The sequence below is a fragment of the Ruegeria sp. AM1 genome (assembly GCF_056540745.1).
On the sequence record NZ_JBQFXH010000002.1, the window covers coordinates 465,230 to 482,016 of the forward strand.

General features: G+C 58.9%; 17 protein-coding genes and 1 riboswitch. Of the genes, 5 read left to right on the forward strand and 12 right to left on the reverse strand.

Annotated elements, in window-relative coordinates:
• Positions 1-22: 22 nt before the first annotated feature.
• The 4 genes from ACR0I7_RS10155 to pdxR all read right to left on the reverse strand — a co-directional run bounded on the left by ACR0I7_RS10155 (position 23) and on the right by pdxR (position 5,531).
• On the reverse strand, positions 23-1,033 hold the full coding sequence (locus tag ACR0I7_RS10155; RefSeq protein ID WP_480510591.1) for a YeiH family protein: 1,011 nt from the start codon (positions 1,031-1,033) through the stop codon (positions 23-25).
• A 106-nt stretch (positions 1,034-1,139) separates the two neighbouring features.
• Complete coding sequence (gene pta / locus ACR0I7_RS10160) at positions 1,140-2,162, reverse strand: phosphate acetyltransferase (protein WP_480510592.1); 1,023 nt, start codon at positions 2,160-2,162, stop codon at positions 1,140-1,142.
• A gap of 4 nt (positions 2,163-2,166) precedes the next feature.
• Positions 2,167-3,945 carry a sulfoacetaldehyde acetyltransferase gene (gene xsc, locus ACR0I7_RS10165; protein ID WP_480510594.1) on the reverse strand — a complete coding sequence of 593 codons (1,779 nt, stop codon included), beginning with the start codon at positions 3,943-3,945 and terminating at the stop codon, positions 2,167-2,169.
• Positions 3,946-4,070: 125 nt separating this feature from the next.
• Positions 4,071-5,531, reverse strand: coding sequence for a MocR-like pyridoxine biosynthesis transcription factor PdxR (gene pdxR / locus ACR0I7_RS10170; RefSeq protein ID WP_480510596.1), 1,461 nt, complete (start codon positions 5,529-5,531; stop codon positions 4,071-4,073).
• 129 nt (positions 5,532-5,660) lie between these two features.
• Between pdxR and ACR0I7_RS10175 the strand changes: the two genes are divergently transcribed.
• The gene (locus ACR0I7_RS10175; protein ID WP_480510598.1) at positions 5,661-5,969 is read left to right on the forward strand and encodes an ArsR/SmtB family transcription factor; all 309 of its coding nucleotides are present in this window, start codon (positions 5,661-5,663) and stop codon (positions 5,967-5,969) included.
• The gene (locus tag ACR0I7_RS10180) at positions 5,962-6,993 is read left to right on the forward strand and encodes a permease (protein ID WP_480510600.1); all 1,032 of its coding nucleotides are present in this window, start codon (positions 5,962-5,964) and stop codon (positions 6,991-6,993) included. Before ACR0I7_RS10175 ends, ACR0I7_RS10180 begins: the two co-directional genes overlap by 8 nt.
• A gap of 57 nt (positions 6,994-7,050) precedes the next feature.
• Here the strand turns inward: ACR0I7_RS10180 and ACR0I7_RS10185 are convergent, their stop codons facing one another.
• The gene (locus tag ACR0I7_RS10185) at positions 7,051-7,440 is read right to left on the reverse strand and encodes a hypothetical protein (RefSeq protein ID WP_480510602.1); all 390 of its coding nucleotides are present in this window, start codon (positions 7,438-7,440) and stop codon (positions 7,051-7,053) included.
• 57 nt (positions 7,441-7,497) lie between these two features.
• Positions 7,498-8,259, reverse strand: coding sequence for a DUF1013 domain-containing protein (locus ACR0I7_RS10190; protein WP_480510604.1), 762 nt, complete (start codon positions 8,257-8,259; stop codon positions 7,498-7,500).
• Positions 8,260-8,389: 130 nt separating this feature from the next.
• Between ACR0I7_RS10190 and ACR0I7_RS10195 the strand changes: the two genes are divergently transcribed.
• A complete protein-coding gene (locus ACR0I7_RS10195) occupies positions 8,390-9,019 on the forward strand; it encodes a ribonuclease T2 family protein (protein ID WP_480510606.1) in 630 nt (209 codons plus the stop codon).
• Here ACR0I7_RS10195 and ACR0I7_RS10200 read toward each other — a convergent pair.
• The 5 genes from ACR0I7_RS10200 to ACR0I7_RS10220 all read right to left on the reverse strand — a co-directional run bounded on the left by ACR0I7_RS10200 (position 9,016) and on the right by ACR0I7_RS10220 (position 13,304).
• Positions 9,016-9,507 carry a hypothetical protein gene (locus ACR0I7_RS10200; protein ID WP_480510607.1) on the reverse strand — a complete coding sequence of 164 codons (492 nt, stop codon included), beginning with the start codon at positions 9,505-9,507 and terminating at the stop codon, positions 9,016-9,018. The genes ACR0I7_RS10195 and ACR0I7_RS10200 overlap by 4 nt on opposite strands.
• Positions 9,504-10,175 (reverse strand): hypothetical protein, encoded by a 672-nt coding sequence (locus ACR0I7_RS10205; RefSeq protein ID WP_480510609.1) that lies wholly within the window; start codon positions 10,173-10,175, stop codon positions 9,504-9,506. Before ACR0I7_RS10205 ends, ACR0I7_RS10200 begins: the two co-directional genes overlap by 4 nt.
• 212 nt (positions 10,176-10,387) lie before the next feature.
• Positions 10,388-10,981, reverse strand: coding sequence for a recombination mediator RecR (gene recR / locus ACR0I7_RS10210; protein ID WP_480510610.1), 594 nt, complete (start codon positions 10,979-10,981; stop codon positions 10,388-10,390).
• A gap of 64 nt (positions 10,982-11,045) precedes the next feature.
• Complete coding sequence (locus ACR0I7_RS10215) at positions 11,046-11,399, reverse strand: YbaB/EbfC family nucleoid-associated protein (RefSeq protein ID WP_480510612.1); 354 nt, start codon at positions 11,397-11,399, stop codon at positions 11,046-11,048.
• A 147-nt stretch (positions 11,400-11,546) separates the two neighbouring features.
• Positions 11,547-13,304 carry a DNA polymerase III subunit gamma/tau gene (locus ACR0I7_RS10220; protein WP_480510614.1) on the reverse strand — a complete coding sequence of 586 codons (1,758 nt, stop codon included), beginning with the start codon at positions 13,302-13,304 and terminating at the stop codon, positions 11,547-11,549.
• 170 nt (positions 13,305-13,474) lie between these two features.
• Between ACR0I7_RS10220 and ACR0I7_RS10225 the strand changes: the two genes are divergently transcribed.
• A complete protein-coding gene (locus ACR0I7_RS10225) occupies positions 13,475-13,978 on the forward strand; it encodes a protein-tyrosine phosphatase family protein (protein ID WP_480510616.1) in 504 nt (167 codons plus the stop codon).
• 496 nt (positions 13,979-14,474) lie between these two features.
• A riboswitch (cobalamin riboswitch) is annotated at positions 14,475-14,691 on the reverse strand.
• A gap of 185 nt (positions 14,692-14,876) precedes the next feature.
• Positions 14,877-15,737, forward strand: a complete 861-nt coding sequence (locus tag ACR0I7_RS10230) for an alpha/beta hydrolase family protein (RefSeq protein ID WP_480510617.1) — start codon at positions 14,877-14,879, stop codon at positions 15,735-15,737.
• A 12-nt stretch (positions 15,738-15,749) separates the two neighbouring features.
• Here the strand turns inward: ACR0I7_RS10230 and rsgA are convergent, their stop codons facing one another.
• Positions 15,750-16,778 (reverse strand): ribosome small subunit-dependent GTPase A, encoded by a 1,029-nt coding sequence (gene rsgA / locus ACR0I7_RS10235; protein WP_480510619.1) that lies wholly within the window; start codon positions 16,776-16,778, stop codon positions 15,750-15,752.
• Positions 16,779-16,787: the final 9 nt, after the last annotated feature.

Genomic DNA, 16,787 nt, shown 5'->3' on the forward strand with positions numbered 1-16,787 from the left:
CTGGCCTCCCTTAAGCTTTGTATCAGTTCAGCAGTTCTATCCCTCCCAGGATAAGACCTGCGATAAAAAGTGTTTCGACTACAAGCAGGGCAATGGCCGCGCGGCCAACTGACAGCACCTGCTTAAGTTTGGTTTTCATGCCAACCGCAGCGATCGCAGTCAGCAGCAGCCAGCGCGACAACTGTGCAAGGAAATCGCTTACTGCCTCAGGGATCAGCGCAAATGAATTCAGCCCGGCAAAGAAAAGGAATGCAATGACAAATCCGGGCAAAATGGGCGGGCGCTTTCCGTCTGAGGGCAGCTCGGCATAGGTGCGGATCAGGATCGAGCCGACCAGAACAACCGGTGCCAGCATCGCGACGCGCATCAGCTTGACCAGCGTGGCGGTTTCCCCGGTTTCGTCCGAGATCGAGAACCCTGCGCCGACAACCTGCGCGACGTCGTGGATCGTTCCGCCCAGGAACACACCGGCCTGGGTTGCGTTCAGGTCCATCGTGCTGACAATGATCGGATACGCCACCATCGCGATGGTCGACAAGACGGTGACGCCCAGAACCGTAAAGATCAGACGCTCTTCGGATCTTTCATCGCGTGGCAGGATGGCGCTGATCGCCATCGCAGCGGATGCGCCGCAGATGGCAACCGACCCAGCGGTCAAAAAGGCAAACCGCCATTTGTGCCCAAAGAGTGGGGCCACCACAAAGCCAAAGAGGATGGTTGCAATCAGTCCGCCGATAACCAGTGCGATCAAATCCGCGCCAAGGCCAAGCATAAGACCCATCGACACCCTAACCCCCAGCAGGGCAACGCCCAATCGCAGCAGGGTTCTGGCCGAAAACGCGATACCCTTCACGGCGCGGCCTTCATCACCCAGAAAACCAACTGCAATGCCCAGCAGCAACGCAAGCAACATCGCGGGCGTGGCATAGTGCTCGGCCAGAAACTGCGCGGTCATCGCCACGATAACCGAAACCGCAATGCCCGGAAAAAGATCGCGGAGCAGTGTCCTCGCCTCAGCGCTGAAGGGATACATTATGTTCAGCTTTGCCAGCATTACTGAGGATAACTTTCTAACGGTGCAGGACTAAGTCATTGCGTGTGCTTGGCGTGGGCTGTACGGCAACCCGGCTTTTGATGGATTAGTTCTGTTGTTGGGCGGTTTCGCGATGTTGCGCCTGAACTGCCGTGACGGCGATCATGTGCAGTACATCTTCAGCAGAGCACCCGCGCGACAGATCATTGGCGGGTTTCGCCAAGCCCTGCAGCACGGGACCAATCGCTTCGGCTCCACCGATACGCTGGGCTATTTTATATCCCAGATTACCTGCATCGAGATTTGGGAAAACAAAAACGTTGGCTTCGCCTTTCAGGGGCGAGTCCGAGGCTTTTTTGGCAGCCACTTCGGGAACGAAGGCGGCGTCAAATTGCAATTCGCCATCAATAAGCAAATCCGGATCAGCAGCTTTTGCGATCTCGGTCGCTTCGACAACTTTCGACACGTTCGGGTGCCGAGCGCTGCCGCTTGTCGAGAAGGACAGCATGGCGACACGAGCTGTTTCACCTGTCAGCGCATGGTAGGACGCGGCTGATGCGCGCGCAATTGCGGCAAGTTCCTCGGCGTTGGGATCAACGACAAGCCCGCAATCGGAAAAGATATGGGCGCCCCTGACCGAATGGTGGTCGCGGCAGTAGAGCATCATGAAGAAGCTGGACACCATCGGGGCGTCGGGTGCTTTGCCGATGATCTGCAACGCTGCACGAACCGTATCCGAAGTGGTTTCTACCGCACCGCCCACGGTGCCGTCTGCCAGCCCCATATGCACCAGCATCGCGGCATAGTTCAGGCGTTTCGTGATGTCCTGAGCCGCCTGTTCGGGCGTCATCCCCTTATGTTTGCGCAGCTCGACAAGCTCGGATGCAAACGCGGCAGCATGGGGGGAATTGTTGGGATCGTGGATTTCAATGCCATCCACGTCCGAGCCGTTCTGATCCGCCAAAGCGGCGGCAACACTGGCCTGATCACCCACAAGGATGATCCGGGCAACACCTTCGGCCCGGGCCTTCAGCGCGCCTTCAACGACTCGCGGATCATCGCCCTCAGCGAGGGCGATGACCAGATCGGAGCTGGTGGCAGCTCCGAGTATTGTGCGCAGAGGTTTCACGCAGTTATGCCTCTGCCTGCGGGGTCATGTCGTCTGCTGCGATACCGGCAACAGCAACAGGTTTCTTCATCGCGTCACGACGGAAGGGCTCACCCAGTTCCTGGTTGATCATGGCTTCGATCAGGGTGGTGATGCCGTTCTTCTGATCCTCGATTGCCTGGTTCAGGGCTGCGGTCAGCTCGTCCTGAGTGCGGGCAACAACACCTTTCAGGCCACAAGCCTGCGCGATACCGGCATAGGAAACCTGAGTGTCCAGCTCGGTGCCGACGAAGTTGTCGTTGAACCACAGAGTCGAGTTACGCTTTTCAGCGCCCCACTGGTAGTTACGGAAAACGATCTGCGTAACAGCAGGCCATTCCGAACGACCAATCGCGGTCAGTTCGTTCACGGCAATACCAAACGCACCGTCACCGGCGAAACCAACAACCGGAACGTCCGGCTGACCGATTTTCGCGCCAACGATAGCAGGCAGGCCGTACCCACAGGGGCCGAACAGGCCGGGGGCCAGGTACTTACGACCTTCGTCGAAGTCCGGATAGGCGTTCCCGATCGCGCAGTTATTGCCGATGTCGGACGAGATGATCGCTTCGCGCGGCAGGGCCTGCTGGATTGCGCGCCACGCCATGCGGGGGCTCATCCAGTCGGGTTTTGCGGCACGGGCGCGCTCGTTCCAGGTGGTGCCCGGATCGTCCTGCTCGTGGGTCAGCGAGGTCAGTTCCTGCGCCCAGGCTGATTTCTTCTGCGCGATGTTGGATTTACGCTCGTCGCGGCCTGCGTTGCCTGCGTCGTCAGACAGCTGGCGCAGGATACCGTTTGCCACTTTGGCCGCGTCACCAACGATACCAACGGTAACCTTCTTGGTCAGGCCGATGCGGTCAGGGTTGATGTCCACCTGAATGATGGTGGCGTTCTCGGGCCAATAGTTCATGCCATAGCCGGGCAGGGTCGAGAACGGGTTCAGACGGGTGCCCAGAGCAAGAACAACGTCTGCTTCTTTGATCAGTTCCATACCGGCTTTCGAGCCGTTATAGCCCAGCGGACCAGCAAACAGCGGGTGGTTGCCGGGGAAGGCGTCGTTGTGCTGGTAGCCAACACAAACCGGTGCGTCCAGACGTTCGGCCAGCGCCATTGACGCGTCGATGCCGCCTTCGGACAGAACAACGCCGGCACCGTTCAGGATGACAGGGTTCTTGGCGTTCGACAGAATCTCAGCCGCTTTGGCAACCGAGTTCTCACCACCCGGGCTGCGTTCGAATTCGATCGGCTCGGGGATTTCGATGTCAACGACCTGAGTCCAGAAGTCGCGCGGGATGTTCAGCTGTGCCGGGCCCGACAGACGCTTGGCCTGGCTGATCACGCGGGTCAGAACTTCGGCAACACGGCTGGGGTCGCGAACTTCTTCCTGATAGGCAACCATGTCTTCGAACAGTTTCATCTGCTCAACTTCCTGGAAGCCACCCTGACCGATGGTCTTGTTCGCGGCCTGCGGGGTGACCAGCAGCAGCGGGGTGTGGTTCCAGTAAGCGGTCTTAACAGCAGTCACAAAGTTGGTGATGCCGGGGCCGTTCTGCGCGATCATCATCGACATTTTGCCGGTGGCGCGGGTGTAGCCGTCGGCCATCATGCCGGCGCTGCCTTCGTGGGCGCAGTCCCAGAACATGACGCCCGCTTGTGGGAACAGATCCGAGATCGGCATCATTGCCGAGCCGATGATCCCGAACGCATGTTCAATCCCGTGCTTCTGCAGAACCTTAACAAAGGCCTCTTCCGTGGTCATTTTCATTTGCATGATCTCCGCGCATGGTTGGAATAGCCGGGCAGGGTCGCCCGTCGTTGCATAGGGTTTAGTACTTTGGGGCAGAGCGGCGTTAGGTCCAGAACATCCCGCGGATTAGGTCCAGAGCTTGTCTAGACGCTGCGAATAGCGTCGGCGATCAGCTTTATACCGGTGGGGATTTGGTTGGCTTTGATCGAGGAATATCCCAGGCGATAGAAATGCTGGGGCTGCTCAGGCCCGGAAAAGAAGGGCGCGCCGGGTTCGATATGAACGCTCTGACTCTGCAGGGTCTGCGCAAGGCGGGCCGTGTCGACATGTTCGGGGGCAGACATCCACAGTGAGGACCCGCCCATAATCCCGCGTCCAGCGACGGTTAACCCGTTCTGTTCAATGGCGGAATCAAGGGCCTCGCGCCGCTCGGCCAAGGCCTTGGACATGCGCCTGATTTGCGCATCGTAGTGACCCAGTGACAAGAAATAAGCGGCCGTACGCTGAATATGACCTGGTGGGTGCCGCAGCACCAATGAGCGCAGCGCCCGCGCTTCGCGAATGAAGGGTTCGGACCCGACCATGTAGCCAAGTCGAAGCCCGGGAAACAGCGACTTTGAGAAGCTGCCGATATACACGACGCGCCCGTCGCGATCCATGGATTTAAGGGCTGGTGAAGGCGCCCCTAAAAACGCCATTTCGAATTCATAGTCATCTTCGACCACCATTGCATCCAGCTCGCGGGCGCGTTCCAAGAGCTTATGGCGGCGATTCACGGGCATCGTGGCCGTCGTCGGACTCTGGTGGCTGGGTGTGGTGAAGATCACGTCGGTATCGTCAGGCAGCGCATCCGGGGGCAACCCTTTGCGATCCACGCCAAGCGAGGTCACGTTGCAATCCCAATGGTTTAGAAGGCTCCGCAGGGCATAGTAACAGGGGTCCTCGATCACAGCGGTGCGATTATGCGTCAGCAGGATGCGCGACGCCAGCCAGAGGGCGTTCTGCGCGCCCATGGTAATCAGAATCTCTTCGGGCCGGGCAGCGATTCCCCGGCGCGGCAGTGTATGTCGCGCAATGAACTCGATCAGCAACGGATCGTCCTGATCTACATAATCCGAGGTCAGCGAATCGAAATCCTTGTGCCCCAGCGCGCGCACCGCGCAGAGGCGCCAATTGGCGTGATCGAACAGATTGCGGTCGGCCTGCCCGTAGATAAAAGGGTAGCTGTAGTCGCGCCAATCGCTGGGCTTGGGCAGGACATCTCCGTCTGAAAACTTACGGGCCAGCGTTTTCGTCCAGTCCACATTCTCTTCGCCGCGCTCCATGGGCGAGTATTTGGGCGGGACCGGTGCGTTCTGCGAGACATAATAGCCCGACCGCCCCTTTGCGGTCAGATAGTCGTTCGCCAGCAGTTCGGTATAGGCCAGCGTCACCGTGATGCGGCTGACGCCCAGATGCGTGGCCAGTTTGCGGGACGAGGGCAGTTTTTCGCCCACATGGAACCGGCCCGACAGAATGCCCTCGGCAATCATCTGCTGAATCTGCGCCTGCAGCGTGCCCTGGCCATCGGGTTTAAGAAAGAATGTATCGACGGAAATCCCCATGCCCCGTTATAGGGTGGACTTATTGAGAGGGCAATCTGGACTTACCACTTGACCCTCTTTTTTCCACGCGGTTGACGCGGCGCCTTAAATAAACTAAAAAACTAGAAATATAGTTTAATGGAGGCTGAGATGTGGGAAACAGCAGCTGCGGGATTTTCCGCGATGGGGTCTGAGGCTCGGTTACAGGTGCTTAAGACACTTGTGCGCGCGGGCGAGGGTGGGCTGACAGTAGGAGAGATCCAGAGCAGAACCGGCATGCCGCCTTCGACCCTGGCCCATCATCTGCGTTTTCTGGCGGCTGGCGGCGTGGTCGAACAGGAAAAGGTCGGGCGCAGCACGATCAACCGCGCGTGTTTTGCCGAGCTTGAAAACCTGGCCCGGTTCATTCTCAGCGAGTGCTGCGCTGACGAAGTGGGAAAGGCTGCGAATGATGGCTGAACTGACCCAAAACCCAAGAGTATCGGCAAAGAGCGTTGCCGAATGGATCAGGACTCCCTGGGCGCTGATTGCGGTAATCCTGATCGCGGTGGCCGCCTTTGATCCGGGCAATTGGATCAAGGTGATTACATTTGCCGGAAAGGCGCTGGCCCATACCAGTCAATACATCCTCTTTGCAGTCCTGCTGCTGGCCTATCTGAAAGCCACCGGCGCAGAGGTCATGGTTGCACGCGCCTTTGAAGGGCGCGAGACCCGGATGATCTTTCTTGCAGCCCTGTTTGGCGGGCTGGCACCGTTTTGTTCCTGTGAGGTGATCCCCTTTATCGCGGGTTTGCTCGCGCTGGGCGCGCCTCTATCTGCGGTGATGGCCTTCTGGCTCAGCTCACCACTAATTGACCCGCCAACATTGCTGATCACAGCAAGCGCCTTGGGTTGGCCTTTTGCTATTGGTAAGGCCGTCGCCGCCGTCGCACTGGGATTGTTCGGCGGGTTTGCTGTGCGTTTCCTCATGCGGCAGGGCGCGTTTTCGCACCCATTGCGGGAATACAAACCCGCGGGGTGCTGCGGATGCGGCCCCAAAATGGATGACAAACCGCATTGGAAATTCTGGCAGGCGCCGGACCGCCGGGCGCGATTTCGGGCGGAGTTTGTCCAGAACGGTGTATTTCTGCTCAAATGGCTGGCGCTGGCCTATGTTCTTGAGGCCCTGCTGGTCAGCTATGTCCCGGCGGACCTGATCGCCCGCGTCGTCGGCGGCGAAGGCGTTGCCCCCATCATCGTCGCGGCTCTTGTCGGCATGCCCGCTTATTTGAACTCTTACGTGGCGCCGCCTTTGCTGGCAGGCCTGATGGAGCAGGGCATGAGCGCGGGCGCCGCGATGTCGTTCATGGTGGCGGGCGCGGTCAGTTCGATTCCCGCGATGGCGGCGGTCTGGTCGCTGGTCAAGCCGCGTGTCTTTGCCACCTATCTGGGGCTGGGCATTTCCGGGGCAATTGTCGCCGGGATTCTTTTTCAGATGATCTGAAATGCAAGAAACGCCCGACAATCTGACGGGCGTTTCTTATCCTGATCTCAGGTCGGTTCAGCCGGTTTTGCAGTATCGCGGCAGCTTGAACCGGTATCGCGGCTCTCCGTTTTCGACATAGACACGCTTTTCGATGCATGCGCTGGTGCCAACGGTTTGCGCGATGGGGGCTTCGGTCGAAGTGATCGAGGTCGCCGATCCGTCGGGCAGCCGTACCGATGCGATCACGCCGTTCCTGAGGTCGCCGTTGATGGGCGTCGCCGAAAGGACGGCAACGGTCATGAAGGCTTCGTGCTCATGTTCTCCGCTATCGTTCAGCACCAGCAGGCCGATGGCCATAACGATCACGCCCAGACCACCAGCGATGGCCAGACCTTTGGTTCTCAGAAAGGCATAGATAGAGACCGCGCGATGCGGCCCAAAGATCGAGGACAGAACGTTCAGCATGACAAACCCGCTGCGGAATACGGCCCGCGCGCAAAACCGCCCGGACCGAAGTAGGTGTTACGGACGAAGATCGTCGTCCTCGTCTTCGTCCCCGCCGCCCTTGGGCAGATTGAAGAAACTGTCCGCATCGATGAGCGGTTCGTCCTCTTTCTCTGGCTCTTCGTCATCCGACAGCGAGAAGGTCTCGAGACCTTCGATGGCGGTTGGTATCTTGGGTGCTGCGTCCATTTCCAGAGACTGTTCGGTCGAAACCAGCTTGCGGCGCTCATCATCGCTCATCACGCCGCCTTCGGCTGCTTTCTTCGCAGCAGCCTTCTGGACGACGGCGTCCAGTTCCGACTGTTTACACAACCCCAGTGCAACCGGATCGATGGGTTGCATGTTGGCGATGTTCCAATGCGTCCGCTCACGGATCGACTGGATGGTCGGCTTGGTGGTGCCAACCAGCTTGGCGATCTGACCATCGCTGAGTTCCGGGTGGAATTTGACCAGCCACAGGATCGAGTTGGGGCGATCCTGACGTTTTGACAGAGGGGTATACCGCGGGCCGCGGCGTTTTTCTTCACCTGCGGCAGACGGGTTGAACTTGAGCTTCAGCTTATGCAGCGGGTTGTTTTGTGCTGCGTCGATCTCGTCCTGGGTCAGCTGGTTGTTGGCAATCGGGTCAAATCCTTTGACGCCTGCCGCCACATCGCCATCGGCAATACCCTGCACTTCAAGCTCGTGCATCCCTACGAAATCCGCGATCTGCTTGAAGCTGATCGTGGTGTTATCCACCAGCCATACGGCTGTTGCCTTGGCCATAAGCGGTTTTGCCATCAGCCCGTCTCCTATACATACATTTGTCCCGTCGCCGGAATTCGGCGGCCCCGTGATCTTGGGGCAGGTTTCCGTTGTCGGGGAACTTGGCCCGTATATAGTCGCGTCAGGCTGAGAAGGGAAGAGGCGAATGCGTTGGGTCATTCTGTGGGTATTTAGCGCGATGGCTGCGCTGGCCGATGGCGAACAGGCGGGAGAGTTCGACTATTACGTTCTGTCACTGAGCTGGTCGCCGAACTGGTGTGCCCGCGAAGGCGATGCGCGCGAGTCCGACCAATGCGACGCCCGGCATGACCATGGGTGGATTCTGCATGGACTCTGGCCGCAATACCATCAGGGCTGGCCAGCCTATTGTCGTACGCCCGAGGCACCTCCATCCCGCAACATGACCCGGGAAATGGAGGACATTCAGGGCAGTTCTGGCCTCGCCTGGCATCAGTGGAAGAAACACGGAACCTGTTCCGGCCTCAGCGCAGCCGATTACTTTGCGTTGTCCCGACAGGCCTATGACACGGTCGTGCGCCCATTGGTGTTTCGCAAGCTTGATGCTTCGGTCAAACTGCCTGCTTCAGTGGTTGAAGAGGCCTTCCTGAAAGCCAATCCCGCGCTCGAGCCGGATATGATCACCATTACCTGCAAGCAGGGCTATATCGAAGAGGCGCGCCTGTGCCTTTCGCGTGATCTTGCCCCGGTCCCCTGCGGTCGGGACGTGATCCGGGATTGCCGCGCGAAAGACGCGGTGTTCGATCCGATTCGTTAAAGCTCGCGCTTCTGACACTCACGCGCGTAATCCAGCGCCTTTGCAGTGCCTGTCAGGTCGATGGCCATCACCACCTCACCTGCCGGATTGTAGACGGTCATTGTTTTGTTCTGCGCGATGGCCTGAACAAAGTTCCGATCGGTGAAAAACACCGTCGCGCCGGGCACATCCCGTTCGTTGAAGCCGATGGCCATGGCATCAAAGCTTTTGCCATCCAGTTCGAAACGGATGGCATAGCTTTTGCCCTGTTCGATATTGCCCCAGGCCTTGTTGTAGACGGCGAAATACCCGCGATTGTCCAGCGCGTCGTATCCTAGCCGCACGACTGATAGGTCCTGATACACCGTCTGGATCAAACATCCGTTTCCCAGCGCAGGGTCCATCATGATGTTCCAGCCTTCGACGAAGCCTTTGTCGATGAGGTCTTGAGCAAGGGCGGCGGAGGCAGTGAAAGCGGCGAGGGTCAGTGCGAGTAGGCGGTTTTTCATAAAAAACTCTCTGTTTTTTCACAAGGCAGATGCGGGCCAACAATTTCTTCCAGAAAGCCTGCTAGTTTGGAATTTTTTGACTTTAGTAGATCAGAAAGTGTGGAAAGCGATGAAACATCCCATGATTGCAATGGAAAATACGTTTGTATTTCCTCAGGTTCGCGTTTGTCGGCCCAGCCGATGATCAATTCCGCGGCGTCGTCGCTACCGTAGAGGCTGGCGAACCCTACCGAGAGAATTGCATCAAGATAGTCGTCGTCTCCCTTAACTGCGTTCACGCATGTGTCGGCAATACAATTGCAATTGGCAGAGTACCAATTTTCTAATGTAATCAGTGTCGCCATGTCCAAGCTGGTCAATCGAGAAGACTCGGGTATCCAGCTGTGTTGATGGTCGTTCAGCCTTAGGGAAAGGCCCTTGAACTTTGCGTTGGTTTCTGTCGCTCCGGTGCGCTCAAGTGAAGCCCTCGCGCATTTCATCGTGAATGAGAAGAAGTCCAAAATGTCAGTATTTTGGTGCGCCAAACGCTCTGAGAATTTCCAAAGCCAAGGAAATGCTGCGAAAGTAACAGGATATAAGTCTTCCTGATGGTGCAGCTTTTCCCAAAACAAATCCTTGGCGATCTCATCGTCCCAAGATTTTTCAAGTACGGCAAGAAGCCCGGCCACATCTTGAACGCCATATGGCCCATAAAGTCGAGACCAAATTGAATCAGATAACGGTATCAGCAAAATATGCCTCGAAAGAATGTTGCTCTATGGTAGGTTAGGGTGGAACTCTGGGCGTTTCCAGTGCCTCAAGTTTCAAAGGCAACAGACTACTTGCTCCCTTCAGACTTGAGGCAGATCAGAGCGCGAACCAATTCGTTCAAAGGAAATACCTACAATTCCTTCCGCGCCCTCAACGCCGCCGTAATCGTCCCATCATCCAGATAGTCCAACTCGCCCCCAATCGGCACACCCTGCGCCAATGAAGTCAGGCGCACCTGCCCCTCTAGCTGGTCCGCGATGTAGTGGGCAGTGGTCTGGCCATCTACGGTGGCGTTCAGGGCCAGAATGACTTCGGTGATGTCCTCGGCCATCACCCTATCCCGAAGGCGGGGGATGCGCAGTTCGTCCGGGCCGACCCCATCCAGCGCCGAGAGCGTTCCACCCAGCACGTGATAGCGGCCCTTGAAAACCCCCGCGCGTTCCATTGCCCAGAGGTCAGCCACATCTTCGACCACGCAGAGCTCTCCGGTGGCACGGGCGTCGCTGTCACAGATGTCGCAGATGTCGGTGGTGCCGACATTGCCGCAGTTGAGGCATTCGCGGGCGGTCGCGGCGACCTGTTGCATTGCGTCGGACAGGGGCGTCAACAGCAGGGCCCGCTTGCGGATCAGGTGCAGTACTGCGCGGCGTGCCGAGCGGGGGCCGAGGCCGGGTAGCTTGGCCATCAGATCAATCAGATTGTCGATATCGCTGTTCGAACTCAAGGGGCGGGTTCCTGCAAACGGGCCGGGCGGTGCTGCCCGACCTATGATCCGTCAGGCGGCAGTATCAGAACGGCAGCTTTATGTCTGCGGGCAGGCCCATGCTTTCGGTCAGCTTGGCCATTTCAGCCTGCGAGCGTTCGGCTGCTTTGGTCTGCGCGTCCTTGATGGCCGCCAGGATCAGGTCTTCGACCACTTCCTTGTCATCGCCGTTGAAGATCGAGGGATCAATGTCCAGCCCTTTCAACTCGCCCTTTGCCGTTGCGGTGGCTTTGACCAGGCCGGCACCGGATTCGCCCACAACCGTCAGGTTGTTCAACTCTTCCTGCATCTCCGCCATCTTTGTCTGCAGATCCTGGGCGGATTTCATCATTTTGGCCATGTCGCCCAGACCGCCAAGACCACCTAGTCCTTTGAGCATCGGAATTCTCCTGTAAATCAGTTTCAAGACTAGATACGGGGGGCAACTGCGCGACACAAGGGGCGAGGGGCTCCCGCCCGTCGTTAAGGTCTTTTGCAAGACCTTGCCTCCCTTTGGGCCCGGCAGGAGTTCTGCGAGACAGCCAGACTACTCTTCTTCGAAAGGATCCCACTCATCATCGACCTCGGGCAGCGCTTCGGTCTCGATTTTGGCGGCGCGTTCTTCGGGGGTTTCGATCCGGGTAATCCGCGCCTTGGGAAACTCTGCAAGAACCGCTTGCACCAATGGGTGCGCCTCGGCCTCTGCTTTCAGGGCAAGCTCTGCCGCGTCGCGGGTTTCGCCGATCGTGGGAGCCTGGCCGTCTGAGACAATCGATACCGCCCAGCGGTTTCCGGTCCACCGTTGCAGGGACGAGCCTAACCGGGCAGCAAGATCCGTAGGAGCCTGTTCTGCGGGCGTGAATTCGATCCGTCCGGGTTGATAGGAAACAAGCCGGACGCCGTTTTCCACTTCGACCAGCAATTTGACATCGCGATTGCTGCGGATCAGCTCAACGACGTGTTCGAATGTGGGGTATCGCGCGAGCGCTGTCTGAACGTCCTGCGCAAGCGCGGCAGTGGGCGCATGCCCGCCGGCGCGCGGTGCCGGGCTGATCACGGCTGCGCTGGTGGGCTGAACCGGTGACACACCGCTATCGGGGATCGAGACGCCGCCGCCCGGCTCGCCCGGTGGTGGAGGTGGCGTAGTCTGCAGCCGTTTGATCAGCTCTTCCGGGCTTGGCAGATCAGCGACATGTGTCAGTCGAATAACGGCCATCTCGGCGGCCATCATGGAATTGGGTGCGCTGGCCACCTCGTCAAGCGCTTTGAGCAGCATTTGCCACATCCGCGTCAGTACCCGCATGGGCAGGGCCTCGGCCATTTGCTGGCCGCGGGCGCGTTCGTCTGGCGAGACGGTTGGATCTTCGGCGGCATCCGGCGTGATCTTGACCACCGAGACCCAGTGGGTGATTTCCGCAAGGTCTTTCAGCACAGCCAACGGATCGGCGCCTTCGGCGTATTGCGCGCTCAGTTCATTGAGCGCCTGTGCCGCGTCGCCGCGCAGGATCATGTCCATCAGGTCCAGAACGCGACCGCGATCCGCCAGCCCCAGCATGGCGCGCACCTGATCGGCGCTGGTTTCGCCCGCACCGTGCGAGATGGCCTGATCCAGCAGTGAGGTCGCGTCTCTTGCCGAGCCCTCAGCAGCGCGCGTAATCAATGCCAGTGCGTCGTCGGCGATCTGTGCGTTTTCCGCATTCGCGATCTTGCACAGCAGCCCCGTCATGTCTTCTGGTTCGATACGCCTGAGATCGAAACGTTGGCACCGCGACAGAACCGTGACCGGCACCTTGCGAATTTCAGTGGTGGCAAAGATGAACTTCACATGCTCGGGCGGCTCTTCAAGCGTCTTGAGCAGCGCGTTGAAAGCGCTGGTCGAGAGCATGTGAACTTCGTCGATGATGTAGATCTTATAGCGAGCGGAAGCTGCGCGATACCGGACGCTGTCGATGATCTCGCGGATATCGTTCACGCCCGTACGGCTGGCGGCATCCATTTCCAGCACGTCGACATGGCGGCCCTCGATGATGGCAGTGCAATGCTCACACTGCCCGCACGGCTCGGTCGTCGGACCCCCATTGCCGTCAGGGCCGATGCAGTTCATGCCCTTGGCAATGATCCGTGCCGTCGTGGTTTTGCCCGTCCCGCGAATCCCCGTCATGACGAAGGCTTGCGCGATGCGGTCCGCCTCGAACGCGTTTTTCAGCGTCCGGACCATGGCATCCTGACCGACAAGATCAGCAAAGGTTTCCGGGCGGTATTTTCGGGCAAGAACCTGATAGGCTGGGCTCGGAGTATCGGTCATGTCTGCTCTGTCGGATTCGTGTTGGTGCTGCAGCCTAGAGGCCCCGATCCTCTACGTCCACCGCGGGCGTGTACGAATTTTCTTTGGGTCGCGTGGTGATGCGCATAGGCTGTCGGGACCATTTATAAGAACCGGTATTTCATGGTGTTGATTCTTTTGGGGGGAGTTGTGTGTCTCAGCTGGTGATCTATGCGCTGCAGGTCGGCAACGGAACGCTTGCGCTGACCTCGATGCCGGGTCGTGGCGGAAACTATGCTGCAGACCTGGACCTGATCGCGGACTGGAAGCCTGGCCTTGCGCTCTCGATGACGACCGAGGTTGAGATGCTGCAGGACGGGGCCAGCAGCTTTGGCAGTGATATTCAGGGACGGGCTTGCCGCTGGGTCCACCTGCCCGTGGACGATTTTGGAAGACCTTCCGCTGATGTTGTTGAGCGATGGCCCGAGGTTAGCACCGCTGTCCGGCATGCGCTGTCGGGCGGAGGCCGCGTTCTGGTTCATTGTCGCGGCGGGTGCGGCCGTTCGGGGATGGTGGCATTGCGGCTGATGGTCGAATGTGGCGAGGCCCCCGGCCCGGCGCTGGAGCGTTTGCGCAACATACGCCCCTGCGCAGTTGAGACCGATGCGCAGTTGGACTGGGCAACCGAGACCGTGCAGCACCTGCTGGAGCAATAAGTCAGCGCGCCGCGTGTGACACGGAAGCGGGCGCGCGTTGCGGTGGTGTGGCGTTCGCTTCAAGCAATGCGCAAGGCGGTTCGGAAATCGTGCCTGAGGGGAGCGATCTGCATGCGCTGCCGAACATCATATCGGTGTATGCATCAAGCTGCTCAGAGGGTGTGCCCGAAGATACGCCGCAATAGATTCGAATGTGGTCTATGCGGGCACGAAATCGGGCGGTGCACCCAGCGTGGCAATGGTTCAGTTCAAGGCTTCCTTCCATTTCGAAGTTGCTGTGGGTCACCGGGCCCGCCTGTGACATGGCTTGCGCCATTGTGCGTGCCATTCGTGCCAGCGCGGGACAGGTCTTGCCGGTCCGCTGACATATGGTTGCCGTAAAGACGTGAGTGTCGGTCTGCCAGATCATAATGCGCCCTCCGCGCTTAGGCGGGGATGTAGATCAGGCTAGACATCAGAGTGTCATCAGGCCCTGCCCGGACACCCCGCCCGAGTTTTGGTTTCAGTTCTGATGGCAGGTCTCCTGACTTGCGGGTCGTTGCGTTGCCAACCTTCCCAGCCTTGCGGCCAGTGGTATTCCGGCATTGCTCTCCGCCTACAGTTGCGGGGGCAGTCTCGGCATTGGTCCATTCCGGTATTCCGGTCAGGGCCGCACCGTGTTCCCTTTTCATCCCGAACCTGTGTGGCACGGGAACCATCTTCCTATCGCTAGTCTTTGGAATCGGCCCGAGTCAAGCGGCATTCGCTGGCGATGGCAGCAGCCCCAGCGCGAGGCCCAGTCGGGCTGGTGTGATCTCGAAGCAGACGCAAGGTCATCTTTCCATTTTGTTGACAGCTTCGCCACAGCTGGGTCAGTCATTTGACACGGCTGATTGTTTCAGAATTTGCGGAGCATGCTATGTTGGACAACCAGCAAAACGCTGTTGTTGAGGACATCAAGTTCCCTTCCGGTTCGTCGATGTTGTCGGCGCGCCTGTTCCTGCCGCCGGGTGATCCAGAGATTGTCGCCGTGCTGAACAGCGCAACCGGGGTGCCGCGCGACTATTATCAGCATTTTGCGCGATGGCTGGCCTCCGAGCAGGGCATTGCCTGTCTGACCTATGACTACAGCGATTTTGGGCACTCTCTTTCCGGGCCGCTGCGGGAAAGTACTGTGACCATGGCAGATTGGGCTTTGATCGATATGCCCGCCGCGCGTCAGGAAATGCGGCGGCGCTTTCCGGCGGCAAAGCTTTGGGTCATCGGTCACTCGGTTGGCGGAATGCTGGGCCCCGTGCAGCCGGATATTGATCAGATTGACCGGATGATTTGTGTTAGTGCCGGATTGGTAACGTTGGCAGATCACCCCTGGCCCTACCGCGCGCTGGCGACATTGTTCTGGTATGGCCATGCGCCCGTGATTGTGCGGTTGAAAGGGTTTCTACCGGGCAAATGGGTGGGGTTCGGGGCCGATCTGCCACCAAACGTGTACTGGCAGTGGCGCAGGTGGTGCACCTCGCCGCAGAGTTACCTGCCCGAGACGGGTGACATCTTGCCGGTCGCTGATTGGTCGCGATCAGAAGCGCCCGTGGATTTGATTGCATTCGAAGACGATGAGATGGTCCCGCCAGTTGCAGTGTGGAGGCTTGCGGATGCCTATGGGGCGCAGGCGCGCAGGCACCTGTTGAGCCCCGGTGACTTTGGCCTCTCCGGGGTTGGTCATATCGGGGCCTTTGCCCGCCGCAGCGCAGCCATCTGGCCCCGATTGATCGCTGAATAAGGGGTCCTGACCCTAGAATCGCTCGCGTGACTTTTTATCTTTCATTACGGAGCGGACCATTTTGCCGAACGCCTTGTCGCGGGCGCGTGATTGAGCAACGGTTTCCGAATTGCGCAGATCCTCGCGGCGCAATTTGAGCCAGCGTTGCAACCGCTTTGGGTCCAACACATTGTCTTCAATCGCTTTTTGCACCGCGCAGCCGGGTTCTGCCCCGTGACTGCAATCAGAGAAACGGCAAGTCGCGGCCAGATCGACGATATCCGAAAATACCTCGTCAACGCCGTTCTGCGCATCCAACAGACGCAGAGCACGCATGCCCGGCGTGTCGATCAGCCAACCCCCATTTCGCATCAGGTGCAACTCACGCGACGTGGTGGTATGACGTCCGCGCGCGTCGTCCTCGCGAATGTCGGCGGTTGCTTCCTGAGCGCCGGTCATGGCGTTTGTTAGAGTCGTTTTGCCCACCCCGGACGAGCCGATCAGGGCCGCCGTTTGTCCGCCCGGACACCAGTCGAGTACCTTTTGGACATCGGCGGCATCAAGGGCATTCACTGCGATCACGGTCAGGAAGGGGGCCAGTTGCGCGGCTTGCGAAACATAGTCAGCCGCGTTGTCGCTCATGTCCTGTTTGGTCAGCACGATCACTGGATAACATCCGGCCTGATGCGCCAGCGCCAGATAGCGTTCGAGCCTTGGCAGATTGAAATCTGCGTTGCACGAACTGACGATGAACAACACATCGACATTGGCTGCGATCAGCTGTTCTTGCGCGCCCGTTCCTGCCGCGCGACGCTTCAGCAGGCTGCGACGTTCCAACAGATGCTGGATGCGCATTTGATCGTCGACCAGAACCCAGTCGCCAACCGTAAAAGCGCCGGTTGGATGGGCATTGCTGATCAGAGTTGCGTCGCCGCTGGCGTTTGTGCCAGCCAGCCGGTCGCGGTGAACAGCGGTCACGCGATAGGGGACAAGGGACAGATTGGCCGCGTGTTGCGCGGCAAAGTGTGAGGACCATCCGAGGTCCTTAAGTGTAAGAGACATGGGTCTGCC

Coding starts and splice junctions, on each gene's coding strand:
- ACR0I7_RS10220 (WP_480510614.1), bottom strand. CDS start 13,304: ATGACCGATACTCCGAGCCCAGCCTATCAGGTTCTTGCCCGAAAATAC.
- ACR0I7_RS10185 (WP_480510602.1), bottom strand. CDS start 7,440: ATGCTGAACGTTCTGTCCTCGATCTTTGGGCCGCATCGCGCGGTCTCT.
- ACR0I7_RS10155 (WP_480510591.1), bottom strand. CDS start 1,033: ATGTATCCCTTCAGCGCTGAGGCGAGGACACTGCTCCGCGATCTTTTT.
- ACR0I7_RS10200 (WP_480510607.1), bottom strand. CDS start 9,507: ATGAAAAACCGCCTACTCGCACTGACCCTCGCCGCTTTCACTGCCTCC.
- ACR0I7_RS10175 (WP_480510598.1), top strand. CDS start 5,661: ATGTGGGAAACAGCAGCTGCGGGATTTTCCGCGATGGGGTCTGAGGCT.
- rsgA (WP_480510619.1), bottom strand. CDS start 16,778: ATGTCTCTTACACTTAAGGACCTCGGATGGTCCTCACACTTTGCCGCG.
- pdxR (WP_480510596.1), bottom strand. CDS start 5,531: ATGGGGATTTCCGTCGATACATTCTTTCTTAAACCCGATGGCCAGGGC.
- xsc (WP_480510594.1), bottom strand. CDS start 3,945: ATGAAAATGACCACGGAAGAGGCCTTTGTTAAGGTTCTGCAGAAGCAC.
- ACR0I7_RS10190 (WP_480510604.1), bottom strand. CDS start 8,259: ATGGCAAAACCGCTTATGGCCAAGGCAACAGCCGTATGGCTGGTGGAT.
- ACR0I7_RS10230 (WP_480510617.1), top strand. CDS start 14,877: ATGTTGGACAACCAGCAAAACGCTGTTGTTGAGGACATCAAGTTCCCT.
- ACR0I7_RS10215 (WP_480510612.1), bottom strand. CDS start 11,399: ATGCTCAAAGGACTAGGTGGTCTTGGCGGTCTGGGCGACATGGCCAAA.
- ACR0I7_RS10180 (WP_480510600.1), top strand. CDS start 5,962: ATGGCTGAACTGACCCAAAACCCAAGAGTATCGGCAAAGAGCGTTGCC.
- ACR0I7_RS10195 (WP_480510606.1), top strand. CDS start 8,390: ATGCGTTGGGTCATTCTGTGGGTATTTAGCGCGATGGCTGCGCTGGCC.